Below are 21,226 nucleotides of genomic sequence, written 5' to 3'. Positions count from 1 at the left end.
ACAGTTGACAGTTGACAGTTGACAGTTGACAGTTGACAGTTGACAGTTGACAGTTGACAGTTGACAGTTGACAGTTGACAGTTGACAGTTGACAGTTGACAGTTGACAGTTGACAGTTGACAGTTGACAGTTGACAGTTGACAGTTGACAGTTGACAGTTGACAGTTGACAGTTGACAGTTGACAACGAGGTTTTTAGGATGGGGATTTAAACAGTTGACAATTATCAAATGTCAATTATCAACTGTTAAACCCGCTCATAAAGGTCAATTGTCAATTATCAACTGGTAAAAATCGAGTGTTACTGTTAACTGCTAACTGTTATTGGTGTACTTAATTGAAAGTCGATCGCCCGATTTTGCCGGAATTTTTCAAAGGCATTGCGCTGTTTACACCAGGGGGAGACTTAATCTATTGCATAGACCCCCGCAAGCAAACTCGGTGGCACTTGCAGTTATGCGTAGCTTTACAGGAAATACTCGGTTTGTCGGAACCGCCGCATTTTCTGATACCTTGCTACACGGCAACCGTTGACTGCTGGCCCGATCCTCGCGATCGCGAGTTGCGGGTTGCTGCCGAGGCCTACCCCCCGGTGCTGCGACATCAAACGCTGCTGAATGCCATTTTTGGAACTGCCGACCTGGTTTGGCATCCCCTCCGCGAAGAAATGTGCGAACCGATGGCGATCGCAACTTATCACGAACAATTCCCCGAACTTTGGGAAAATCACGACTTAGTTGTACAGTATCCGATCGCCGAAACTCGATCGAACTGGCGCAGTTCCCCGATCCTACCTCCCTCGCGCTTCCCGCAATCGCAGCAGGCGCCGCTTCCCAAACCCACAGCAATCACTCCACCGCCACAAACTCAAGGGTACGTTTTGCGGCTGTTTGTTTCCGGCAGCAACCCCAGCACCGAACGCACTCTTGAAACTTTACACCAGTTGTTAGAACAATCCCTCGATCGTCCGTACACTTTGAAAGTAATTGATGTTTTGAAACATCCCGAACAAGCGGAGGCAGATCAGATTTCAGCAACTCCTACTTTGATTAAAATCTGGCCGAAACCAGTGCGGCGAATTGTCGGCGAATTGAACGATGCTGAAAAAATACTGCGGCTGTTAAGCTATTCGGAATTTTAGATTTTGGCGAAGATTTTTGCGATTATTTATACCAATTCTCGCCTCCAGAAAGCAACAATGATGAGTGTGGGTTTGTTTGCGCTCACCTGAGCTCCGGGTGCGTCGCTCAAAGATTGTGGATATTCTTTAAGATTTACGGGTGGCGACGCACCTTACAGATACTGTTGCATGAGTTTTGAGAATTAGTATTAATAAGGGCGATCGCCGGTTGACTCACCATTGAATTAACAACACAGGACTTACGCGCGATCGTTTATAAACCGGTTTTTTTTACGAAAAGAGGCGTTGTAGACCGCAGATTCGGTAAAAAACCCGGTTTCTGGGCCCCGATGCGATTTAGGCAGTCCTGGACGCACGCTTCTCAAAAAAACCCGGTTTCTCGTTGTCGCGATCGAGCATATAAGCTAATCCGCATTTAAATTGTACGGTAAAAGAAACTTTCACTCTTGTGGGGTGGGCAGGAGATCCGCCCTCAACATACATTTAAATGCAGTACAGCTTATGACCAAATTACCTGAAGAAACCGGTTTTTTGCGTCCAGGACTGTTAGGTTAACTTACTTTGCTGAAAAATTTGGGTACAGTGCGCCAATACGTACATCCTTCCAAAATTCTGAAGTAGCACAACTGAAGGCCGAAGTTTCTCGACTTAAAGAGGAACTGGATGCGGCACAAAAGGTGATTGCTGACTTACATCAGCAAAACCAGGCTCTTCGACAAAAGGTGTTAATTCCAGAAAAATGCGATCGCTTTTTGAATGCAAGTTTTCGGGTTACTTAATTTCCTTGACTAGCCGTGAACTCCAAGGACACCAGTAAGCACCTGGTAAAAATGCTCCACCCGCTTCATCAAGGTGGTCTTCGACGTAGCCAATTGAAGCATCACAAACTTCTATTGCCATGCTAAAGAAGCTGATAGTCGCTGGATCTAATTGATAGCTCCATTTTGAATTGTAGGCAGCAGGTCTTTTTATGATTCTTCCGAGTACATGGGTTTCATCTTGCTCGGTTCCATTGAGTATACTCCGGGCTTGTTGGATCTTACTCTCATCAGTGAGTTCAATAACGAATTGATCGGGGTAGGGTGGGGTTTCCAAAACAAATCTAGCAGGTGCAGCCGCGTATGATGGAGCACTAAAGCTGATACCCAGCATACCAACAAGAGCCAATACAGTTAGTCCTCGACGTATCAGAGAAGTTAGTTTTTGAAATAGATTCATGGTAAAGACCTCTTTACTTGCCAAAACAAATCGTACCACTCTGGTGCACTTATTATTACTGCACCTCACATTCCGCACCTTCAACTGTCACATCGAATGAAAAGAGCTTGAACTGCTTACTAATAATGGTTTTAGGCTTTCACAGACAAATCCCTTTACCGAGCAGTTATTCTCAATAGCTAACAATTATTAAGAATAAATTGGAGAAATAATTCGTACAACCCCCATTGTTTTGTTCCCAAAAAACAGTGTGCCAGTTCAGCGTGCGGAATGTGGGTTAGAAACCGGGTTTTTTTACGAAAAGAGGCGTTGTAGACCGCAGATTCGGTAAAAAACCCGGAATCTGGGCCCCGATGCGATTTATGCCCACTTTCCGCACCCTCTCCTGTCACAATCGGTTTTTGCGGAATTTTGTGAACCAAAATAGTCACTTTTTATACACAAAAGTGGAAAATTGGACTGGCGATCGCCAGTTCAATTTCGCCAAACTCCGAAAATTCGCAGTGTGACAGTTGGCTGGTGCGGAATGTGGGATAAAAACTTGCTCCTTTCCTTTCCATTAACCAAAATACCAAAAAATCCCCCGCCAGAAGGCAGGGGATTTTAGTTAATTACCTAGAAACCAGAGTTCAGAGTTACCCGAATTTCCCGGCAGTCGAGGCAATTACAAAGGCCGCGTAAGTGAGGACGTTGCCCACAGTAAAGTGAACTAAGCCAACCAAACGACCTTGGACGATCGACAAAGCAACAGGCTTGTCTTTCCAGCGAACCAAGTTAGCCAAAGGAGTGCGCTCGTGAGCCCAAACCAAAGTCTCGATCAACTCTTGCCAGTAACCTCTCCAAGAGATCAGGAACATGAAACCAGTTGCCCAAACGAGGTGTCCGAATAAGAATATCCAGGCCCAGATAGACAAGTTGTTAGTACCGTACGGGTTGTAACCGTTGATCAACTGAGAAGAATACAGCCAGAGGTAATCGCGGAACCAGCCCATCAGGTAGGTAGAAGACTCATTGAACTGAGCCACGTTACCTTGCCAGATGCCCAGGTGCTTCCAGTGCCAGTAGAACGTTACCCAAGCTAGGGTGTTCAGCATCCAGAACACAGACATGTACATCGCGTCCCAAGCAGAGATGTCGCAAGTACCGCCACGGCCGGGGCCGTCGCAAGGGAAAGAATAACCGAAGTCTTTTTTGTCCGGCATCAGCTTAGAACCGCGTGCATCCAGAGCGCCCTTGACCAAGATCAAGGTGGTGGTGTGCAAGCCTAGTGCGATCGCGTGGTGAACCAAGAAATCGCCAGGTCCGATCGCCAAGTACAGAGAATTGGTACCGTTGTTTACCGCGTCCAGCCAGCCCGGGAGCCACACGTTGGCGTAGTTTGGCCAAGCGGTAGAAGCGATGCTTTCAGGATTGGAAAGTAGTACGTCCATGCCGTACAGGGCCTTTCCGTGAGTAGCTTGGATGAACTGTGCGAACACTGGTTCAATCAAGATTTGCTTTTCAGGAGTTCCGAAAGCAACTACAACGTCGTTGTGAACGTACAGGCCGAGAGTGTGGAAGCCCAAGAACAGCGACACCCAGCTCAGGTGAGAGATAATCGCTTCTTTGTGCTGCAACACGCGATCGAGCACGTTGCCTTTGTTTGCTTCAGGATCGTAGTCCCGCACCAAGAAGATAGCTCCGTGGGCGAAAGCGCCGACCATGATGAATCCAGCGATGTACTGGTGGTGCGTGTACAACGCAGCCATCGTTGTGTGATCCTGCGCTATGAAAGCGTAGGGAGGCATCGCGTACATGTGCTGCGCTACCAGGGAGGTAATGACGCCCAAAGCGGCGAGGTGCCAGCCCAATTGGAAGTGCAGCGAGTTGTTGTAGGTCTCGTAAATGCCTTGGTGAGGCATATTGAAGGGGCCTTCAACTTTCTTGCCAAAGAAATCTTTGGCATCGCACATTTCTTTGATGCTGTGACCGATACCGAAGTTAGTCCGGTACATATGACCGGCAACGATAAACAGAACTGCGATCCCCAAGTGGTGGTGAGCGATGTCTGTGAGCCACAGGGACTCTGTTTGAGGGTGGAAGCCGCCCAAGAAAGTCAGAATTGCGGTTCCCGCGCCTTCGGAAGTACCGAAGACATGGCTCGCTGAATCTGGGTTCTCGGCGTATACGCCCCAGTTACCAGTGAAGAACGGAGCCAAACCGGCCGGGTGAGGCGGGGTAGACAGGAAGTTGTCCCAACCTACGTGCTGTCCGCGAGATTCGGGGATAGCAACGTGAACCATGTGACCAGTCCAAGCCAAAGAGCTGACACCGAACAAACCAGCCAAGTGGTGGTTGAGGCGAGATTCAGCATTTTTGAACCAAGACAAGCTGGGGCGGTACTTGGGCTGGAGGTGCAACCAACCTGCGAACAGGAAGACAGCCGCCAGGAGTAGCAAGAAGATAGCTCCTTGATACAGGTCGGCGTTTGTCCGAATCCCTTGAGTAAACCACCAGTGGTAGACACCGGAGTAAGAGATGTCCACCGGGTTAGAAGCGCCCCCTTGAGTGAAAGCTTCTACTGCTGGAGCGCCAAATTGCGGGTCCCAAATCGCGTGAGCGATCGGGCGGACGTTTAGGGGGTCTTTAATCCACTGTTCAAAGTTACCTTGCCATGCTACGTGGAACAGGCTGCCCGAAGTCCACAAGAAAATGATTGCTAGGTGGCCGAAGTGAGAAGCAAAAATCTTTTGGTAAAGATTTTCTTCGGTCATGCCATCGTGGCTTTCAAAGTCGTGTGCTGTGGCAATCCCGTACCAGATCCGCCGTGTGGTCGGGTCTTGGGCAAGGTCTTGGCTAAATTTTGGAAATTTCGTTGCCATAAGCCTTGATTAATCCTGAATCCTGAACAAAGTTGAAGGGATTCGGTTCGGAGTTTGGTTTCGGGATTTGAGATTCCTCCCAAATCCTGAATCCAAAACCTAGGGGTAGTTTACCCTACCGAAATGATTCGCGCTAGGAAAAATGCCCACGTAGTGACAATTCCGCCTAACAGGTAGTGAGCTACACCCACAGCCCGACCCTGAATAATGCTCAGAGCGCGAGGCTGAATCGAGGGAGCTACCTTGAGCTTATTGTGAGCCCAAACAATCGACTCAATCAGTTCTTGCCAGTAGCCGCGGCCGCTGAACAGGAACATCAAGCTGAAGGCGAAGACGAAATGTCCAGCTAGGAACATCAGACCGTAGGCCGACAGTGCCGAACCGTAGGACTGAATCACCTGAGAAGCTTGCGCCCACAGGAAGTCCCGGAGCCAGCCGTTAATCGTGACCGCACTTTGTGCGAAGTTGCCGCCGGTGATGTGAGAAATTGTGCCGTCTGGCGATACTGTTCCCCACACGTCCGACTGCATTTTCCAGCTAAAGTTGAAAATCACGATCGAGATGCTGTTGTACATCCAGAACAAGCCTAGGAACACGTGATCCCAACCCGAAACTTGGCAGGTGCCGCCACGGCCGGGGCCGTCGCAAGGGAACCGGAAGCCCAAGTTGCCTTTGTCGGGAACCAAGCGAGAACTGCGTGCAAACAACACGCCCTTCAATAGAATCAGGACTGTAACGTGAATGGTGAAAGCGTGGATGTGGTGGATCAAGAAGTCCGCCGTACCCAACTCGATCGGCATCATCGCTACTTTGCCGCCGACTATTACTGCACCGCCGCCAAAAGCGTGGCTGACGATTTCCGTTGCATTAGGCGCTGTTGTACCCGGAGCCAAGGCGTGGATGTTTTGCACCCACTGGGCAAATATCGGACGCAACTGAATCCCGGTATCGGAGAACAAATCTTGAGGACGACCGAAAGCCCGCATCGTGTCGTTGTGAACGTACAGACCGAAGCTGTGGAAGCCCAAGAATATGCAAACCCAGTTGAGGTGAGAGATGATGGCATCTCTGTGGCGGATTACGCGGTCGAGCAGGTTATTAACGTGCTGGGCCGGATCGTAATCCCGCACCATGAAGATTGCTGCGTGAGCGGCTGCTCCAACAATCAGGAATCCGCCAATCCACATGTGGTGGGTGAACAGGGATAGCTGAGTCGGGTAGTCCGTAGCAATGTACGGATACGGAGGCATCGAGTACATGTGGTGAGCCACGATGATGCTCAAAGAGCCCATCCAGGCCAAGTTCCACGACAGTTGGCAGTGCCAAGACTGCGTGAAGATTTCGTACATCCCCTTGTGGCCTTCGCCTGTGAAGGGGCCTTTGTGAGCTTCCAGAACTTCTTTGAAGCTGTGGCCGATGCCCCAGTTCGTGCGGTAGAAGTGTCCGGCGACGATGAACAGCACTGCCAAAGCTAAGTGGTGGTGCGCTGTATCGGTCAGCCACAACCCGCCTGTGGTGGGGTTCAGACCGCCTTTGAAGGTCAGGAAGTCTGCGTATGCGCCCCAGTTTAGGGTAAAGAAGGGGGTTAAACCTTTAGCGAAGCTCGGGTAGATGTCTGCCATCAAGCCCGGTGTCAAAATCCACTCGTGTGGCAGAGGGATGTCAGCAACTGTTTTGATCAGCTTGCCACCGACTGTCAGCGGTGCGCCCGCATCGATCGCATCCATGCAAGCATTGATCGGCAGCGAAACGTGAATCTGCTGTCCCGCGTAGCCCAAGCAGCCGCAGCCGAGCAAACCTGCCAAGTGGTGGTTCATCTGAGATTCCACGTTCTGAAACCATTCTAGTTTCGGAGCGCGGACGTGATAGTGGAACCAACCGGCAAATAGCATCAGGGCTGCCATTACCAAGGCGCCGATCGCAGTGCAATATAGCTGGTATGAGTTAGTGATGCCGTTGGCGCGCCACATTTGGAACAGACCAGAGGTGATCTGAATCCCGTGAAAGCCGCCGCCTACATCTGCATTTAAAATTTCTTGACCAAAAATCGGCCAGACCACTTGAGCGCTGGGCTTGATGGCTGTAGGATCTGTCAGCCAAGCTTCGTAATTGGAAAATTTAGCGCCGTGGAAATATGCGCCGCTCAACCATACGAAGATTACTGCCAAGTGGCCGAAGTGAGCGCTAAAGATTTTGCGCGAAACGTCTTCTAAGTCACTTGTATGACTGTCAAAGTCGTGAGCGTTAGCGTGGAGGTTCCAAATCCAAGTGGTGGTTTTTGGCCCTTTAGCTAGAGTGCGATCGAAATGACCTGGTTTTGACCACTTCTCGAAGGAAGTGGGAACCGGATTCTCATCGACTACTACCCTAACTTTTACCTCTCGCTCTGGAGGACTAATGGTCATGAAGACTCTCCTCTCGGTAAGACAAGGAACGAGAACTGATAATGTATCTGACATTCCCCGGGCTTTTGGTACGGGGATTCTCGGTTACCCGACACAGATTGCACTTCACTCTTTGCAGAGTTAGACGCAGGTGCATCGTCTCCCCAAGCATTTTGCTTCTTTGAAGAAGCCAGGTTCCCAGTGTCGCTAACAATGTCGCTGGGTACTGCCAACTCTTCTCACCAGATGAGCCGCTAATCGTGTCCCTGATTTAGGTTGGATGCGGCTGCTCTTTTGAGGGAGTTTTATGAATTATAAGCTTGCTAGAGGAGTATTAATCCCTTGTTAACAATACTTAAAAAAGCCTCAATTCTTGATTTAATAACGCCTTTAATTTCCATAGTCCCTCGAAAAAGTCAAGGGGTACTGCCATTAACTTTACAAAACTAAAAGATAAGGTAATTGAGGAATACTGATTTGTAGAGAAATGTTTCGGACAACGTCTGCGAGAGTTAATAGTCCGATAGGATGGGTTCCCGCTGCAACATCAATCCGGGTTCCTACGAGCCTCCCGAATTCCCGATCGGCAATTCCCAAATACTAAATTCGGTTTTGGGCTATAGTTCCCTATGAGAAGGCTTCTAGGAGTATGGTTGCGTGATTGGCATCAATTGGCACAGAACGGTTACGGGCAGGCTGCTGGCATTGTTCGCAGCTGCAGTATTAATTTTCGGTTTAGCAAGTTGTGGCGCGGGCAATCCCCAATTGCCAAAATCAGGGAACAAGAGCGGCTCAGCTACTGCCCAAGTCAACAGAATCTCAGAGGTTTCTCCCCCAGAAACCATTCAACAACTGCGTCAGGCTCTAGAAATCTACCAGCCTCAAATTAGTATTTTGAATCCAAAACCTGACGAAGTGCTTCAGGATATAAATGTGTCGGTTCAGTTCCAAGTTAAAGACTTGCCCATTTTCAAAGATCCAAACTTGGGTTTGGGGCCCCACCTGCAAGTTTTATTAGACAATCAACCTCACTCGGCAGTTTACGACCTCAACCAGCCTTTAACCCTCTCGGACTTAGAACCGGGAACTCATACCCTGCGGGTGTTTGCCGCTCGTCCTTGGGAAGAAAGCTTTAAAAACGAAGGTGCTTGGGCCCAAACCACGTTTCACGTTTTTACCAAAACTGAGGACAATAATCCCGATCGAACATTGCCCCTATTAACGTACAACAGCCCCCAAGGCAGCTACGGCGCAGAACCCATCCTGCTCGACTTTTACTTGACAAATGCCCCCCAGCACCAGGCGGCTCAACAAAATTCTCAAGATGAAATACTCGATTGGAAAATTCGAGCCACAGTTAACGGCGAAAGCTTTGCGATCGACCAGTGGCAACCTATATATCTTAAAGGATTCAAACCAGGGAAAAACTGGGTACAGCTAGAATTAATCGACGAACGGGGAAATATCGTCAAAAACGCCTTTAATAATACAGTCAGACTGATCGACTACCAACCTCTGGGCCAAGATACTCTTTCTAAATTAGTGCGGGGCGAACCAACAGCAGCAGATGCTCGCGGTACAGTCGATCGTGCCTACCAAGCCCCCGAGCCCGCACCAACGCCAACCCCCGAACCGAAACCGACACCTGCATTAGAAAAAACACCAGTTATCGAACCCTCACCAGCGGTTCAAGAAACCCCAGTTACCCAACCCAGCTTAGAGCCAGCAGTCGCTCCGGCAGTTGCTCCCGTTCAAGTAATAGAACCGACACCGACAGCAACCCCCCAACTCGAAGGGCCAAAACTTGTAGAACCAGTTCAAGTAATAGAACCGAAGCCGACAGCAACTCCACAATTAGAATCATCGAAAGCTGTAGAACCAGTTCAAGTAATAGAACCGACGCCGACAGCAACTCCACAATTAGAAACCCCCACAGTTGTGGTTCCTGTTAAAATAATAGAACCCACAGCAACAGCATCTCCCGAAGCAAAAAAACAGGAAGATCGAGGATACTACAATCGGTTCCTCAACTTTTTGCGTCAAGTTGTCGAACCTGCTACTCCTTCAGATTCCCAAACTCTGCCAGAAATAACAAAAAAAGCTCCAGTACCAAAAGTAATCGCTCCTGCGATACCAGAACAGTCTCCCAATCTTGTACCGCCAGCGCCACCTGTTGCCGCTGAAACTCCTAGCCCGCCAACCAGCGGCGAATTATCCACTCCCCAAACAACTGTTTCCGAACCCGAAAATCCCCCCAAATCCGAACAAAAAGTCGAATTTGCCACGTAACAAAATCTTTCTGAGCTTCTTGGTGGCATGGGCGTCCCGCCCGTGCTGCATCTGCGGTCAAAAATTAAAGGAAACCCAAAAATGACCTACCTAGAAACAGCAGCCCAATTCTACAGCGATGTTGCCGAAACCCCCCAAATCGGACTTTGCTGCGTCCAAAGCAGTCCCTTGCAATTGCCAGGATTAAAAATTCCCGAACAAATGCAAGAAATGAATTACGGCTGCGGTACAACAGTCCACGCCGCCGAAATTGTCGGCAATCCAGTCGTGCTTTATGTAGGCGTCGGCGGCGGTTTAGAAGCACTGCAATTTGCTTATTTTTCTAGACAAAAGGGATCAGTAATTGCCGTCGATCCGGTTCCAGCAATGCGAGAAGCTGCGGCACGCAATTTGCGAATTGCCGCCCAAGAAAATGATTGGTTTGATGCGAGTTTTGTGGAAATTCGTGAAGGCGATGCTTTTGCGTTGCCGGTGCCGGATGCTTCTGTAGATGTTGTCGCACAAAATTGCTTGTTTAACATCTTTGAACCTGCAGATTTAGCTAAAGCATTAAAAGAGACTTATCGGGTGTTAAAACCGGGTGGCAGGTTGTTGATGAGCGATCCGATCGCAACTCGGCCAATTCCCCAACATTTGAAAGAAGATCAACGCTTGCGGGCGCTGTGTTTGTCGGGTGCTCTGACATACGCAGAATACGTTCAACACCTTGTAGACGTTGGTTTTGGGCAAGTCGAAGTTCGGGCGCGCCGTCCTTACCGATTGCTGGACAAACACAATTATCAATTGGATGCGGATTTGCTGTTAGAAAGCCTGGATTCGGTGTCTTTCAAAGTGGATGTACCGGATGACGGAGCTTGCATTTTTACTGGCAAGACGGCGATTTATGCAGGGTCTGAAGAGCTGTTTGATGACGGGGCAGGCCACATTTTGCAGCGGGGAGTTCCGGCGGCGGTTTGCGATAAAACTGCTGGCAAGTTGGGGGGATTAATGCCCGATAAGGTGTTAATTACTGATTCGACTTGGCATTATAACGGCGGCGGTTGCTGTTAGATTTATTTCCGAATAGGGAGGTAGCTTTCACCGCAGAGATATAGCCTTTCTCAAAAAGATGAGGTATGACTGACAGCTTACATAACCAGCCAGACTAAGAGGGCTGAAGCCCAACAACGTACCTCATCTTTCTGAGAACCGCTATAGCTGCCTCTTTCAACTCTTTCTGCTGATAGTTATCTCTGGACTCTGCCTCAGTAAAATTATGAGAGGAGTTATTGTATGAGTTTGAGCGATATTTTAAAACCTCTGAACCCTGATGATTTTGGAGATATTATTCGAGATGTTTGTTGCGAGGGACATCGAGAGCGTCAAACTCTCAATCAAATTCTATCATTCATAAATTGTATATTTGACGGTCGAGGCTGTGAGTCAGTCTTGCATGACATGATCCAAGACATTACTCTAAAAACAGGGGAATTGTTGAATGCAGATAGAACGACAATTTTTATATTCGATAAAGAGCAAAATGAACTGTGGGCAGTTGTAGCTAAAGACGAAAATGGCAAAAATTTAGAGATCAGATTTCCCGCTAATCTGGGCATTGCGGGAGAAGTAGCCACGGAGAAAAAAATTGTAAATATTCCCTATGATTTCTATGATGACCCACGTTCTGTAAACGCCAAAAAAGTTGACGACATAACAGGATATCGTACTTCTACAATGCTGGCGATGCCCCTGATCGACGAAGAAACAGGCGAGTTAATGGCAGTAGTCCAACTGATTAATAAACTCAAGCCGAACCACAAAGATGATGATACTTTAGGCGAACAGATTGACAAAGTAGGATTCACTCAAGCAGACGAAGAAAATTTTAGAGAATTTGCCTCGTCCATTCGCTTAGTTGTAGAGTCGTCCAAATCTTTCTACGCCGCAAGTCAAAGACAACGGGCCGCGACAGCGCTGATGAACGCCGTCAACGCTCTTTCTCAGAGCAGTCTAGACTTAGATGATACCTTGAAGCGGGTGATGGATCGGGCCCAAGAACTGATGAATGCCGATCGCAGTACCTTGTGGGTGATTGACCAAGATCGAGATCAACTGTGGACGAAAATCCCGATCTGCGCTCACCTTCAAGAAATTCGCATACCCAGAACCGCCGGTTGGGCAGGCATCGTGGCTCAATCCGGCGAACCGCTGCTGATTCCCTTTGACCTGTACGATGACCCCCGCGCCGGTTTTGGCCCAGAACCAGACAAAAAAACTGGCTACCGTACTTGCAGTATGCTTTGTATGCCAGTGTTTAACTCAGACAACAAATTGATTGGGGTCATCCAATTAGTTAATAAAAAACGACCAGGAGAATTCCCCCCCTACAACCCGGAAGATTGGCCGCAAGCCCCCGATCGGTGGAAAGCGAGTTTCAATCAAACCGACATGGAATTTATGAAGGCGTTTAACATCCAAGCCGGAGTCGCCCTGCAAAACGCTATCCTGTTTTCCGAGGTCAAACAACAAGAAAACAGACATAAAGATATAGTGCGATCGCTCCCTAACGGCGTCATCTCGACAGATAAAAAAGGTAACATTATTACCGCTAACGATCGAGCTAAACAAGTACTAGGTGCTAGCGAGGGAGAAGTCGTAGAGGGTGTATTTTTGGGTGATTTAATTAAAATCGAGAATGAGAATTTTAGTCAATGGTTAAATGCTGCTTTGTCACCGGAAGGCGATCGAGATAGAGAGCAATATTACCCCGATCGCGTCCTATTGCCTTTGCAAGGGGAACCGCAGAATATCAATCTGTGGGTTAACTCGATCGTAAGTGCGATCGACCCGAATAAAATTAACGGTGTGTTGGTTATTTTGGAAAATAACAGCAGGGAAAACCAAGGATAAAATTTGGGATAAGCAAGAAGACTATATTGTTGGTGAACCCGCCCTGAAAGCCATATATTAATTAGCTTGGTATTTTCGGACATAACCTAACTCTTCCTACTTACCAAGCTATAAGCTGAACTTGAGGCGCGACTGATTCCCTGCAATATTGCGTGATTAGCGCTTGGGCATTTTCCTTGTTTTGTCCTGTGAATAAATTGAAAACTACTTCTTCATCTTGAGAGGAGAGATATAACAAACCACAGTTTTTTAGCCGCGAATAAATTAAGGGAACTTTGGCAAACTCAAGTAAAGTAGCTTTTTTGCGATCGCGCTCTTTCGCTTCTGGGCTATCGTGGTACTGAGACTGAAACTCTACTACTAGGCAAGGATTGTAGTTCAAGTCTGTGATTAAAGCATCCACAGCACTGCTAAATAAAAACTTTTTTAGTTCCCAGTCAAGGTTGCTGACTTGTTCGCAAATTTGGGATAAGCTAACCTGTGTATGAATTTTATAGTTGTTGTCTACACAGGTATGAAGAAACTCCAGCATTCTTTCTTCGTAAGAGTTGACAAGTCTTTTGGCTTTTACAGACATTATTTTGCCTCCATGAGAATTTTTACAAAGTAACCAAGAAACTCTTCTAGAACTTCACTTGAACTAATAGATACTTGCCATGCGTAGGGAAATAGTTTATCTTCGCTGAGTATGAGGTAGCTGTCCCTATTACTTAAGGTTTCAATGGGGAAATTTTCATTTTTTTCAAGGGGTAGTTTGAGAATTGTGCGTTTACAGTAAGCAAAAGAGACGTTAATTTTTTCTGGTAAATCAGAATAGTTTATTGGTTGTTCTATAATTTCATTTATATAAAAAACTCCTCTTGTTTTCCCTTCTATTATTGTAATAAGTCGCGGTTCTAGTGAATTTAAAAAAAGCTCTTTTTCACTGGGTAAAACCCATACTGAGCCTACTGTAAGTTCTGGTTCTACTTCTACCAATGTCCAATACTTGAAGCTGAGTATATGTTTGTCTAAGATATCTTGAGGAATAGAAATAAACAAACTATCCTTTCGCTCTTGAAAAACAAGTTGATAACGTTTATCCCCTTTCCCTGGCTTCTTAACTCTGTATCCTATATATTGAGAGGTTCGCTTCTCCTCAAACTTTTCGTAGAAACCAAGTTCCTTTAACAAACTAATAGCCAAAGACATCAAATCTTGGCCACCTTCAATAACTTGAATATTGGTTGAAATCAGGCGGGGTACCCCGTCTTCTACCTCAAAACGCTGGATAAGATCGTAGATAATTTTGGACATTTGCTATTTCCTAAAAACCTTGGCTAAGGTTCCTAGACATAGCTTAAACTTGCTAGCGAGGAATGTCAACTATCTTGGCTAAGATTTTTAGATTTTAATTACACAGGGATTTTTTGAGTATTTATACGCAACAAGGACAGTGAAGCCCGATCGCACCCCTCGCACCCCTCTTGTGGTACAGGCACTCCGACCTGTAACACAAGCCCTCGTTTAACCTCCCCTTTTCCCCATCCTGCCAAACTTCCCGCTAAATTAAAGAAGTAAAAAAATCATTCACGCCCTCCCAAGGAGATGCTATGCCTCGCGTCAGAGCACCAGAATTCCCCGGAAACTACCCCTGGCTAAACACCGAGAAACCTTTATCCATTGAATCCTTAAAAGGGCGCGTGGTCCTCCTCGACTTCTGGACTTACTGCTGCATCAATTGCTTGCACGTCCTCCCAGACTTAAAATACCTCGAACAAAAATATAAAGATTCCCTCACGGTTATAGGCGTTCACTCGGCAAAATTTGAAAACGAAAAAGAAGTAGAAAACATCCGCCAAGCTATCCTCCGCTACGATATCGAACATCCGGTAATCGTAGACAGCGGTATGAAAGTTTGGCAAAGCTACGCCGTCCGCGCCTGGCCGACTTTAATGGTGATCGATCCAGAAAGTTATGTCGTTGGCTTTGTTTCCGGCGAAGGCAATAGAGAAGCACTTGACGAGTTAGTTGGCAAGTTAATTTCAGAATACAAAGATAAAAATGCGATCGACTTTAAACCACTCAGTTTTAGCTTAGAAAAGCAGCGCAAACCTCTATCAACCCCGCTGGCTTTTCCCGGTAAAGTGCTGGCATTTGCCATCACTGTAACGGAGGCAAAACACCTTCACCAACATGAAGCTCTTTTAGGCGAAATGACTGAGGATAATGAATTTGTAGATGAAACTGTATTGCCCGGGCCTGCTAACTCGGTTCAACAAAACTTGGTCGGTTCTTGCTTGTTTATTGCGGATTCGGGACATAACCGAATTGTTGTGAGCACTACCGAAGGTGATGTGCTGCACGTCATCGGTACCGGCAAACCGGGTTTAACTGATGGGGACTTTGCGGAGGCTGAGTTTTTTGCACCTCAAGGTATGGCTTTTGATGCAGAAAGTCAAATTCTCTATGTTGCTGATACGCAAAATCATGCTCTCAGAAAGATTGATTTTACGACTCAGCGGGTGGATACTGTTGCTGGTACCGGCGAACAAAGTCACGAAATTGCACCGGGCACCGGCAAGGGTTTAGAAACCAAATTGAACTCGCCTTGGGATTTAGAAAGAGTGGGAAATAGACTTTTTATTGCTATGGCGGGTTCGCACCAAATTTGGGAAATGCAATTAGACACTGGTACGATCGGCACTTATGCGGGTATTGGCCGAGAATCCTGTGTAGACGGGAATCTTGCAGAATCTGCTTTTTCTCAGCCCAGCGGCCTGGCTACGGATCGATCGGAGTTGTTTGTTGCTGACAGCGAAATTAGTTCGATTCGCGCTGTGGGTATTGATGAAGACCCGAAGGTGCGTACTGTTTGCGGTAGCGGTGAATTGTTTGGTTTTGGGGATAAAGACGGTCGCGCTGATGAGGTCAGGTTGCAGCACTGTTTGGGTGTTGAATACGCTCAAAATTACCTCTGGGTTGCTGATACTTACAATCATAAAATTAAGCGGATCGACCACCGGGGCGGTACGTGCAGAACGATGATTGGAGACGGTACAGGGGGTCATGTTGATGCTAAAGGTCTCAAGGCTCGATTTTTTGAACCTTCAGGATTGAGCGCGATCGGGCCTCACTTGTTTGTTGCTGATACGAACAATCATCTGATTCGGCGAGTTGAGTTGGATACGCTGGAAGTCACAACTTTGGATTTCGCCAGTTTGTGTCCTCCTGATGTTTGTGTTCCTGATTGAGCCGATCGACCTTTTTCACATCAGGCACCGTTCTCAATTCTCCTGATTGCCCGATTGATTGCGGTAACGTAGGGTGCTCTTCGGCGCCCCTTACCGCAATCAATCGGGCAAAGTAAGTCAACCTAACAGTCCTGGACGCAAAAACCAGGTTGATTCAGGTAATTTGGTGATATACGCTCGATCGCGACAACGAGAAACCGGGTTTTTTGGGAAGCGTGCGTCCAGGACTGCCTAAATCGCATCGGGGCCCAGAAACCGGGTTTTTTACCGAATCAGCGGTCTACAACGCCTCTTTTCGTAAAAAAACCCGGTTTCTAACCCACATTCCGCACGCTGAACTGGCACACTGTTTTTTGGGAACAAAACAATGGGGGTTGTACGAATTATTTCTCCAATTTATTCTTAATAATTGTTAGCTATTGAGAATAACTGCTCGGTAAAGGGATTTGTCTGTGAAAGCCTAAAACCATTATTAGTAAGCAGTTCAAGCTTTTTTCAGTCTATGTGACAGTTGAGGGTGCGGAATGTGAGGTATAAGTGAATTTAGGGTCGAGAGGAATCGCTTATATATTGTTTTGCGATTTAAAGATTCAAAAATATTAAGTGTTCTAAGCCACAGCGAATTCTGTGTACTTTCTCATTTCTGGGGAACGGAACCCCAGAACAATCCTATCTTTGGGAATTCCAGCATTGAGAAATTCGTTGGCGATTCCATCTTCTGTACCATCTCGATGAATCCAAATTTTACCATCGATAATTTCTACATGAATTAAGCAACCGTGAACTTGTCGCACTTCCTCCCAACCGAGAATCATCAGTAGATAGCGATCGTTCTTGGTATCAAATACCGTATGTCGCTGAATATCTCCGTAAGCATATGGTATTTGAGCGTATTCAGTAATAATGGAACAGATAATATGACGGTATTCTTCTAAGCTATCCATCGCAGAACTACCTCCTTTTGTGGTTGAAAAACAATGAGTTTTACGCGATTGTTTCTGAGTAACAGTTGTCCAATTGGTTCTTCAAACAATCCTTCGTATATTTCATCATGAACGGCAACATAAAGTTCTCGATCGGGTTGGATTTCTGCTAAAACATCATGGTACACAATATACTGACCAATTGCTTTTTCCAGTTCGTTCATTTCGGATGCACCTACAAAGCTTTTGATTTTCACGGCAATTTTACGTTCAGCTTTTTCAGCAGCGATGAGTTTTTGAACCCCTAAATCTACATACATATCTTTAGTACCCCATTTGAGGCTGAGGGGATCGTGAGTGATTGTCCAGTTATCTTTAACTAGAGCATTTTTTACACAGTTGTGATAGATGTCTTTAGCGGGCATAATTATAATATTTGAGCCAAGCGTCGTTACTGAGTGTCCTGGTGAAAGCTATTCGATATTTTAATTTCCTGCAAAGATCGCCTCTGCTTAAATCGTAGCAAATTAGATCGCACATTTTTGTAATACCTGTAGGGAAATGGCATTCCCTCCGCTGGCGCTTCGCCCAAAGGCGTTGGGCGAAGTGAAACGTAGGGTTCGCGATCGCTTGCGGCCCAACCTACTTTTTTAGTCGAGTTAAACTTTGCTACAATCTAATTAATCTTTATCAGCGGGAGAATGCGAAGCGGTTGGCTGAGTCTGTCAAGCGGGAATAAAAGTGCGATCGCATTCCCTATCTTTAACATGACTGATAAGCTGTTCGACATTCAAACTGCACTATTTGTGGACTATACCCCATACTGTAAGGGATTCAGACAATAAATTTAAATGACTAACAGCTTACCATTTTAGATAGTGATATGCACCCAGAGACAGAGCAACTCATCCTTCCTGTGACTCACCAAACTTTGTAACACGAGATTTACATGATAAAATTTGCAAAATTCTTGCAAATTTTAAACCTATTAAAGTGACTGGTTACTACAACGAATACAGCCACCATCATCAGATTTTTTGTACAGCAGCTTCTGAGGAAGCTACAGCAATTGAAAAAGCTCTGAAGGTAGGCAAGTTTTTGGATGATGACATTTACTATTTCAATATAAATTATCATGACTTTTCTGAGGAGGAACCTGCTAATCAGTTAGTTAGTGCATGAATACCTGCAACACCAAAAACAATATATGTTTTGCTTCTGGGATGTTGGATGCGGATACAAGTTTGGCTGTACTGCACGCGGTGATTGGATTGGCTTGAGATCATCGAGCTTTATGGAATACAATCCTTGACAGCTACACAACAATTTTGTGGAAGCGGACTGAATCGCCCTTCCCTCGCTTCACCAAAAGGGCGATCGCCCTCAACCCCTCAAATCTCGCCATTCACCTGCATTTGATGCACCCGATCGGCCAATTCTTGCAAGCGCTTTTCGTCCAACTCGTCGATCGCCAGCATCCCTACATAGATGATTTCCTTCAGCGTTAGTCGGGTTGCTAGCGCCTTTTTCTGCACAAGTTCCTTAATTATGGGGCTGACCGAAAGCATCGAGGATACCCGCCACGTGATTCATCCGTCCAGAAATAAAAAACCTGTATCCGATAAAGGAGCCCCCGACTCGATCCGTGGGGTCAATGCTTCAATTCTAAAATCTAAAATCTAAAATCTAAAATCTAAAATCTAAAATCTAAAATCTAAAATCGATTGACTCCAATGGCGGTACGGGATCTCGTCACAAACTAACCGGAGATTAACAACTTCGATTAAATCTTAGGACTTTTAACCTAAGTTTTTAGCTGCGATGCAACTTGTTTAACCGCGTTTTGACAAGATGCAACACAATGTGAAGTCAATCTATCAAAAAATGCTGACTTATCTAAGAAATATTACAAACTCTACCGTAAGACGATTTGATGGTAAAGTTATCAATTGATGTGACGAGCGATCGCTCTCCATCATCGCACAGAGCGAAAGACTAAGTTTAGTTGGGCTGAGACTTCGGCTTCCGACTTCTTAACCCTATGTATCTGTAAATCACTTAGTGCTGAAGATTCAATTAACCATATTACCATCACAATTGGAGATTTTTCAATGAAACTCAGTAAATCTTTAGCAACGTTGTTGACATTAATTTGTATCACAGTCATAGTTGTGACTACTTTCAGATTAAGCCCTAGTTTCGCTCGTTCTACGCCGGCGATGTCAGCACAAGAATCAGCAGAAAAAGTAACTACAGATATGATTGCACAAGTTCCCGGAGGAAATTCTCTCTACAATAGGCTGGGAGGCTACAACGCGATCGCAAAAGTCATTGATGATTCAGCAACTTTCATATTCGCTGACGCACTAATTGGTAAATACTTTATTGGCTTGGGTACAAACTCACAACAGAGGCTGCGTCAGTTGTTGGTGGATCAATTCTGCCAAGCGGCAGGGGGGCCTTGTGTTTATACAGGGCGGACTATGAAGCTTTCCCATAGTGGAATGGATGGAGGTCTCACGAACAATGAATTTAACGCTTTTGCTAATGATGTGTCCCAAGCTCTCGATAAAAATAGGGTCAATCCACCAGAGAAAGCCGAAGTCCTGGCATTTGTTAATAGTCTCAGAAGCAAGATTGTCGAAAAGTAATATGAAACGCTCCAATCTCCTCCTGCTTTCGGTGGCATTTCTGCTACTGTCAGGAATGGTAACGGCCGACGCAGCCCGTGCAAAACCGTCAGAGCCAACCACCGAGATGAAAGTTCCAGTATCCCCAATGCCGAGGCAGTCTTCTGAGCGCTTTTCCATGCCTGCTATTTTTGCTCCACCCCAGGCTCAATCCAACGATCGACCTTTTTGTTTTTATCAGCGCTCCGATAGCACGATAGTTGATTTGAGCAGACTGTGTGGGGCTAAGAGCACCGAAACGGGTACAAATACTAGATGGGAGAACGCTCCTGTTGAAGAGAAGAAGACCCCAATTTATTGGTAGAAAAATGAGAATTTGTTTCAGTAGACGAATTCCATAGGATCGCCCTTGCCTTACTTCACCCGAAGTACGCGCGGCGTAGCTATCCCGTAGGGAATCGCCCTCAACCCCTCAAATTTCACCATTCACCTGCATCTGATGCACCTTGTCAGCCAGTTCTTGCAAGCGCTTTTCGTCCAACTCGTCGATCGCCAGCATCCCTACATAGATAATTTCCTTGAGCGTTAGTCGGGTTGCTAGCGCCTTTTTCTGCACAAAATCCTTGATTATTGGGCTGACTCTCTGTCCTGCACATCTACACCAAACAGATGTACACACCTACAATCAATAGATGCGTATATTATGATATCAGAAACTCCGGCAAAATCGCGGACGATCGCAGAATCGAGAATAATTCACAAATCGCGAATCCTGCATCCGCTGGCGAGATTCGTTACCGAAGAAACAGTTGCACTCCTGTTCAATATCGCAGCAGACGAGATTTACCGCATCGAATGCTGTCTTTACATGGTGTACGTTCACGCCAAAGGCATCAGCCGGTTTGTCAGCTACGCCGATTTTCCCCCGATTTTAGCAGTAAAGCCGATCGCACCTCAAGATTTTGGCAGATGGTACAAACGCTGGAAAAGCAAGCACCAGCATTTTGGACTAAATTCTACACCTACAAGTTCAAAAAAGCTGTTTCAGTTGATAGATTGCTGGAGTGGGGCCAACTGGTAGCTACTGTTAAATCGGTCATTTCTGGGGCCGCGCTGCAACAGCTACGAGATGTCTATGCCCAATAAAAAGATTTGATGGAGAAATTTTAAAGTGCGATCGGCTTAATCCTACTTGAACTTTCAATTAAATTTTAAAACACCTCATCTTCGATTCCCAGCCACCATTCCCCCAGATTCATTAAATCTTGATGAATGTCGGTAAGTTCTGTCATATATTCCTCAGCCGAAATTTCCGATCGCCTTTCTTGCAATTTTTTGAGTCGCAGTTGCACCAACAGCCAAGGTTTGGAAATCCCGTCTGTTGCTTCAATATATTTGGCTACGTCTTTGCTGTTCATAGTTATTGGTTATTAGACCTCTTGCAAAATAATTTTGTGCTATTATGGAAAGTTTAGCCACTTTTATAATCTAGCAGGCCCGGCAAGTTTAAGGAGATGCCAATCAACCACATAATTCAAAGTTTGACCTAAACTCGAGCAAACTTTTAAGGATAACACATATTGTAAGGATTCAGGTCAAAAAAACTTCGGTGACAAAAGCTGGTAAAATAAACCAATGAAAAAGCCCCCAGCAACCAGA

20 protein-coding genes and 1 pseudogene are annotated in these 21,226 nt (G+C 46.2%); 9 read left to right on the top strand and 12 right to left on the bottom strand.

The features are described 5' to 3' along the window. Positions 1-229 (bottom strand): hypothetical protein (locus tag QUA56_RS33700; RefSeq protein WP_333367485.1); only part of this gene is annotated, 229 nt, incomplete at its 3' end. A 107-nt stretch (positions 230-336) separates the two neighbouring features. On the opposite strand from QUA56_RS33700, the gene QUA56_RS33695 reads away from it, so the two are divergent. Beyond that, positions 337-1,140 carry a circadian clock KaiB family protein gene (locus tag QUA56_RS33695; protein ID WP_333367482.1) on the top strand — a complete coding sequence of 268 codons (804 nt, stop codon included), beginning with the start codon at positions 337-339 and terminating at the stop codon, positions 1,138-1,140. A gap of 771 nt (positions 1,141-1,911) precedes the next feature. On the opposite strand, the gene QUA56_RS33690 is transcribed toward QUA56_RS33695, so the two are convergent. The 4 genes from QUA56_RS33690 to psaA form a co-directional block, all read right to left on the bottom strand. After that, positions 1,912-2,358: a BP74-related protein gene (locus tag QUA56_RS33690; protein ID WP_333367479.1), complete on the bottom strand. Its 447-nt coding sequence runs from the start codon at positions 2,356-2,358 to the stop codon at positions 1,912-1,914. 434 nt (positions 2,359-2,792) lie between these two features. Beyond that, entirely contained in the window at positions 2,793-2,918 is a 126-nt protein-coding gene (locus tag QUA56_RS33685; RefSeq protein ID WP_333367476.1) for a hypothetical protein, read from the bottom strand. 75 nt (positions 2,919-2,993) lie between these two features. After that, positions 2,994-5,219: a photosystem I core protein PsaB gene (psaB, locus tag QUA56_RS33680; RefSeq protein WP_333367473.1), complete on the bottom strand. Its 2,226-nt coding sequence runs from the start codon at positions 5,217-5,219 to the stop codon at positions 2,994-2,996. 110 nt (positions 5,220-5,329) lie between these two features. Then, positions 5,330-7,624, bottom strand: a complete 2,295-nt coding sequence (gene psaA / locus QUA56_RS33675; RefSeq protein WP_333367471.1) for a photosystem I core protein PsaA — start codon at positions 7,622-7,624, stop codon at positions 5,330-5,332. 684 nt (positions 7,625-8,308) lie between these two features. Here psaA and QUA56_RS33670 point away from each other — a divergent pair. The 3 genes from QUA56_RS33670 (at position 8,309) to QUA56_RS33660 (ending at position 12,781) form a co-directional block, all read left to right on the top strand. Next, the gene (locus QUA56_RS33670) at positions 8,309-9,892 is read left to right on the top strand and encodes a hypothetical protein (protein WP_333367468.1); all 1,584 of its coding nucleotides are present in this window, start codon (positions 8,309-8,311) and stop codon (positions 9,890-9,892) included. Positions 9,893-9,973: 81 nt separating this feature from the next. Continuing rightward, a complete protein-coding gene (gene arsM / locus QUA56_RS33665; protein WP_333367465.1) occupies positions 9,974-10,942 on the top strand; it encodes an arsenosugar biosynthesis arsenite methyltransferase ArsM in 969 nt (322 codons plus the stop codon). 222 nt (positions 10,943-11,164) lie between these two features. Then, positions 11,165-12,781, top strand: coding sequence for a GAF domain-containing protein (locus QUA56_RS33660; RefSeq protein ID WP_333367462.1), 1,617 nt, complete (start codon positions 11,165-11,167; stop codon positions 12,779-12,781). Between the two features lie 100 nt (positions 12,782-12,881). Here the strand turns inward: QUA56_RS33660 and QUA56_RS33655 are convergent, their stop codons facing one another. Continuing rightward, positions 12,882-13,358 carry a DUF2726 domain-containing protein gene (locus tag QUA56_RS33655; RefSeq protein ID WP_333367459.1) on the bottom strand — a complete coding sequence of 159 codons (477 nt, stop codon included), beginning with the start codon at positions 13,356-13,358 and terminating at the stop codon, positions 12,882-12,884. Next, entirely contained in the window at positions 13,358-14,077 is a 720-nt protein-coding gene (locus QUA56_RS33650) for a hypothetical protein (RefSeq protein WP_333367456.1), read from the bottom strand. The genes QUA56_RS33655 and QUA56_RS33650 overlap by 1 nt, the downstream gene beginning before the upstream one ends. Positions 14,078-14,373: 296 nt before the next feature. Here QUA56_RS33650 and QUA56_RS33645 point away from each other — a divergent pair, with 296 nt between their 5' ends. Further along, positions 14,374-16,014 (top strand): thioredoxin-like domain-containing protein, encoded by a 1,641-nt coding sequence (locus QUA56_RS33645; RefSeq protein ID WP_333367453.1) that lies wholly within the window; start codon positions 14,374-14,376, stop codon positions 16,012-16,014. A gap of 608 nt (positions 16,015-16,622) precedes the next feature. Here QUA56_RS33645 and QUA56_RS33640 read toward each other — a convergent pair. Both QUA56_RS33640 and QUA56_RS33635 read right to left on the bottom strand, forming a co-directional pair. After that, positions 16,623-16,958 (bottom strand): XisI protein, encoded by a 336-nt coding sequence (locus QUA56_RS33640; RefSeq protein WP_333367451.1) that lies wholly within the window; start codon positions 16,956-16,958, stop codon positions 16,623-16,625. Continuing rightward, positions 16,946-17,362: a XisH family protein gene (locus tag QUA56_RS33635; protein ID WP_333367448.1), complete on the bottom strand. Its 417-nt coding sequence runs from the start codon at positions 17,360-17,362 to the stop codon at positions 16,946-16,948. Before QUA56_RS33635 ends, QUA56_RS33640 begins: the two co-directional genes overlap by 13 nt. 568 nt (positions 17,363-17,930) lie before the next feature. Between QUA56_RS33635 and QUA56_RS33630 the strand changes: the two genes are divergently transcribed. After that, the gene (locus tag QUA56_RS33630) at positions 17,931-18,119 is read left to right on the top strand and encodes a hypothetical protein (protein WP_333367445.1); all 189 of its coding nucleotides are present in this window, start codon (positions 17,931-17,933) and stop codon (positions 18,117-18,119) included. A 209-nt stretch (positions 18,120-18,328) separates the two neighbouring features. Here the strand turns inward: QUA56_RS33630 and QUA56_RS33625 are convergent, their stop codons facing one another. Continuing rightward, positions 18,329-18,505 (bottom strand): hypothetical protein, encoded by a 177-nt coding sequence (locus QUA56_RS33625; protein WP_333367443.1) that lies wholly within the window; start codon positions 18,503-18,505, stop codon positions 18,329-18,331. Positions 18,506-19,048: 543 nt separating this feature from the next. On the opposite strand from QUA56_RS33625, the gene QUA56_RS33620 reads away from it, so the two are divergent. Together QUA56_RS33620 and QUA56_RS33615 are read left to right on the top strand one after the other, a co-directional pair. Next, positions 19,049-19,588, top strand: a complete 540-nt coding sequence (locus tag QUA56_RS33620; RefSeq protein WP_333367440.1) for a group 1 truncated hemoglobin — start codon at positions 19,049-19,051, stop codon at positions 19,586-19,588. A gap of 1 nt (position 19,589) precedes the next feature. After that, a complete protein-coding gene (locus QUA56_RS33615; protein ID WP_333367437.1) occupies positions 19,590-19,931 on the top strand; it encodes a hypothetical protein in 342 nt (113 codons plus the stop codon). Positions 19,932-20,039: 108 nt separating this feature from the next. Here the strand turns inward: QUA56_RS33615 and QUA56_RS33610 are convergent, their stop codons facing one another. Then, entirely contained in the window at positions 20,040-20,183 is a 144-nt protein-coding gene (locus tag QUA56_RS33610) for a hypothetical protein (protein ID WP_242717446.1), read from the bottom strand. Between the two features lie 87 nt (positions 20,184-20,270). Here QUA56_RS33610 and QUA56_RS33605 point away from each other — a divergent pair. Next, positions 20,271-20,713, top strand: a pseudogene (locus QUA56_RS33605) (hypothetical protein). A 65-nt stretch (positions 20,714-20,778) separates the two neighbouring features. On the opposite strand, the gene QUA56_RS33600 reads toward QUA56_RS33605, so the two are convergent. Next, positions 20,779-20,985, bottom strand: coding sequence for a hypothetical protein (locus QUA56_RS33600; protein ID WP_333367434.1), 207 nt, complete (start codon positions 20,983-20,985; stop codon positions 20,779-20,781). Positions 20,986-21,226: the final 241 nt, after the last annotated feature.

Origin of the sequence: Microcoleus sp. N3A4 (genome assembly GCF_036701805.1) — a bacterium.
GTDB lineage: Bacteria > Cyanobacteriota > Cyanobacteriia > Cyanobacteriales > Microcoleaceae > Microcoleus.
This window is presented reverse-complemented; position numbering and strand designations above follow the sequence as displayed.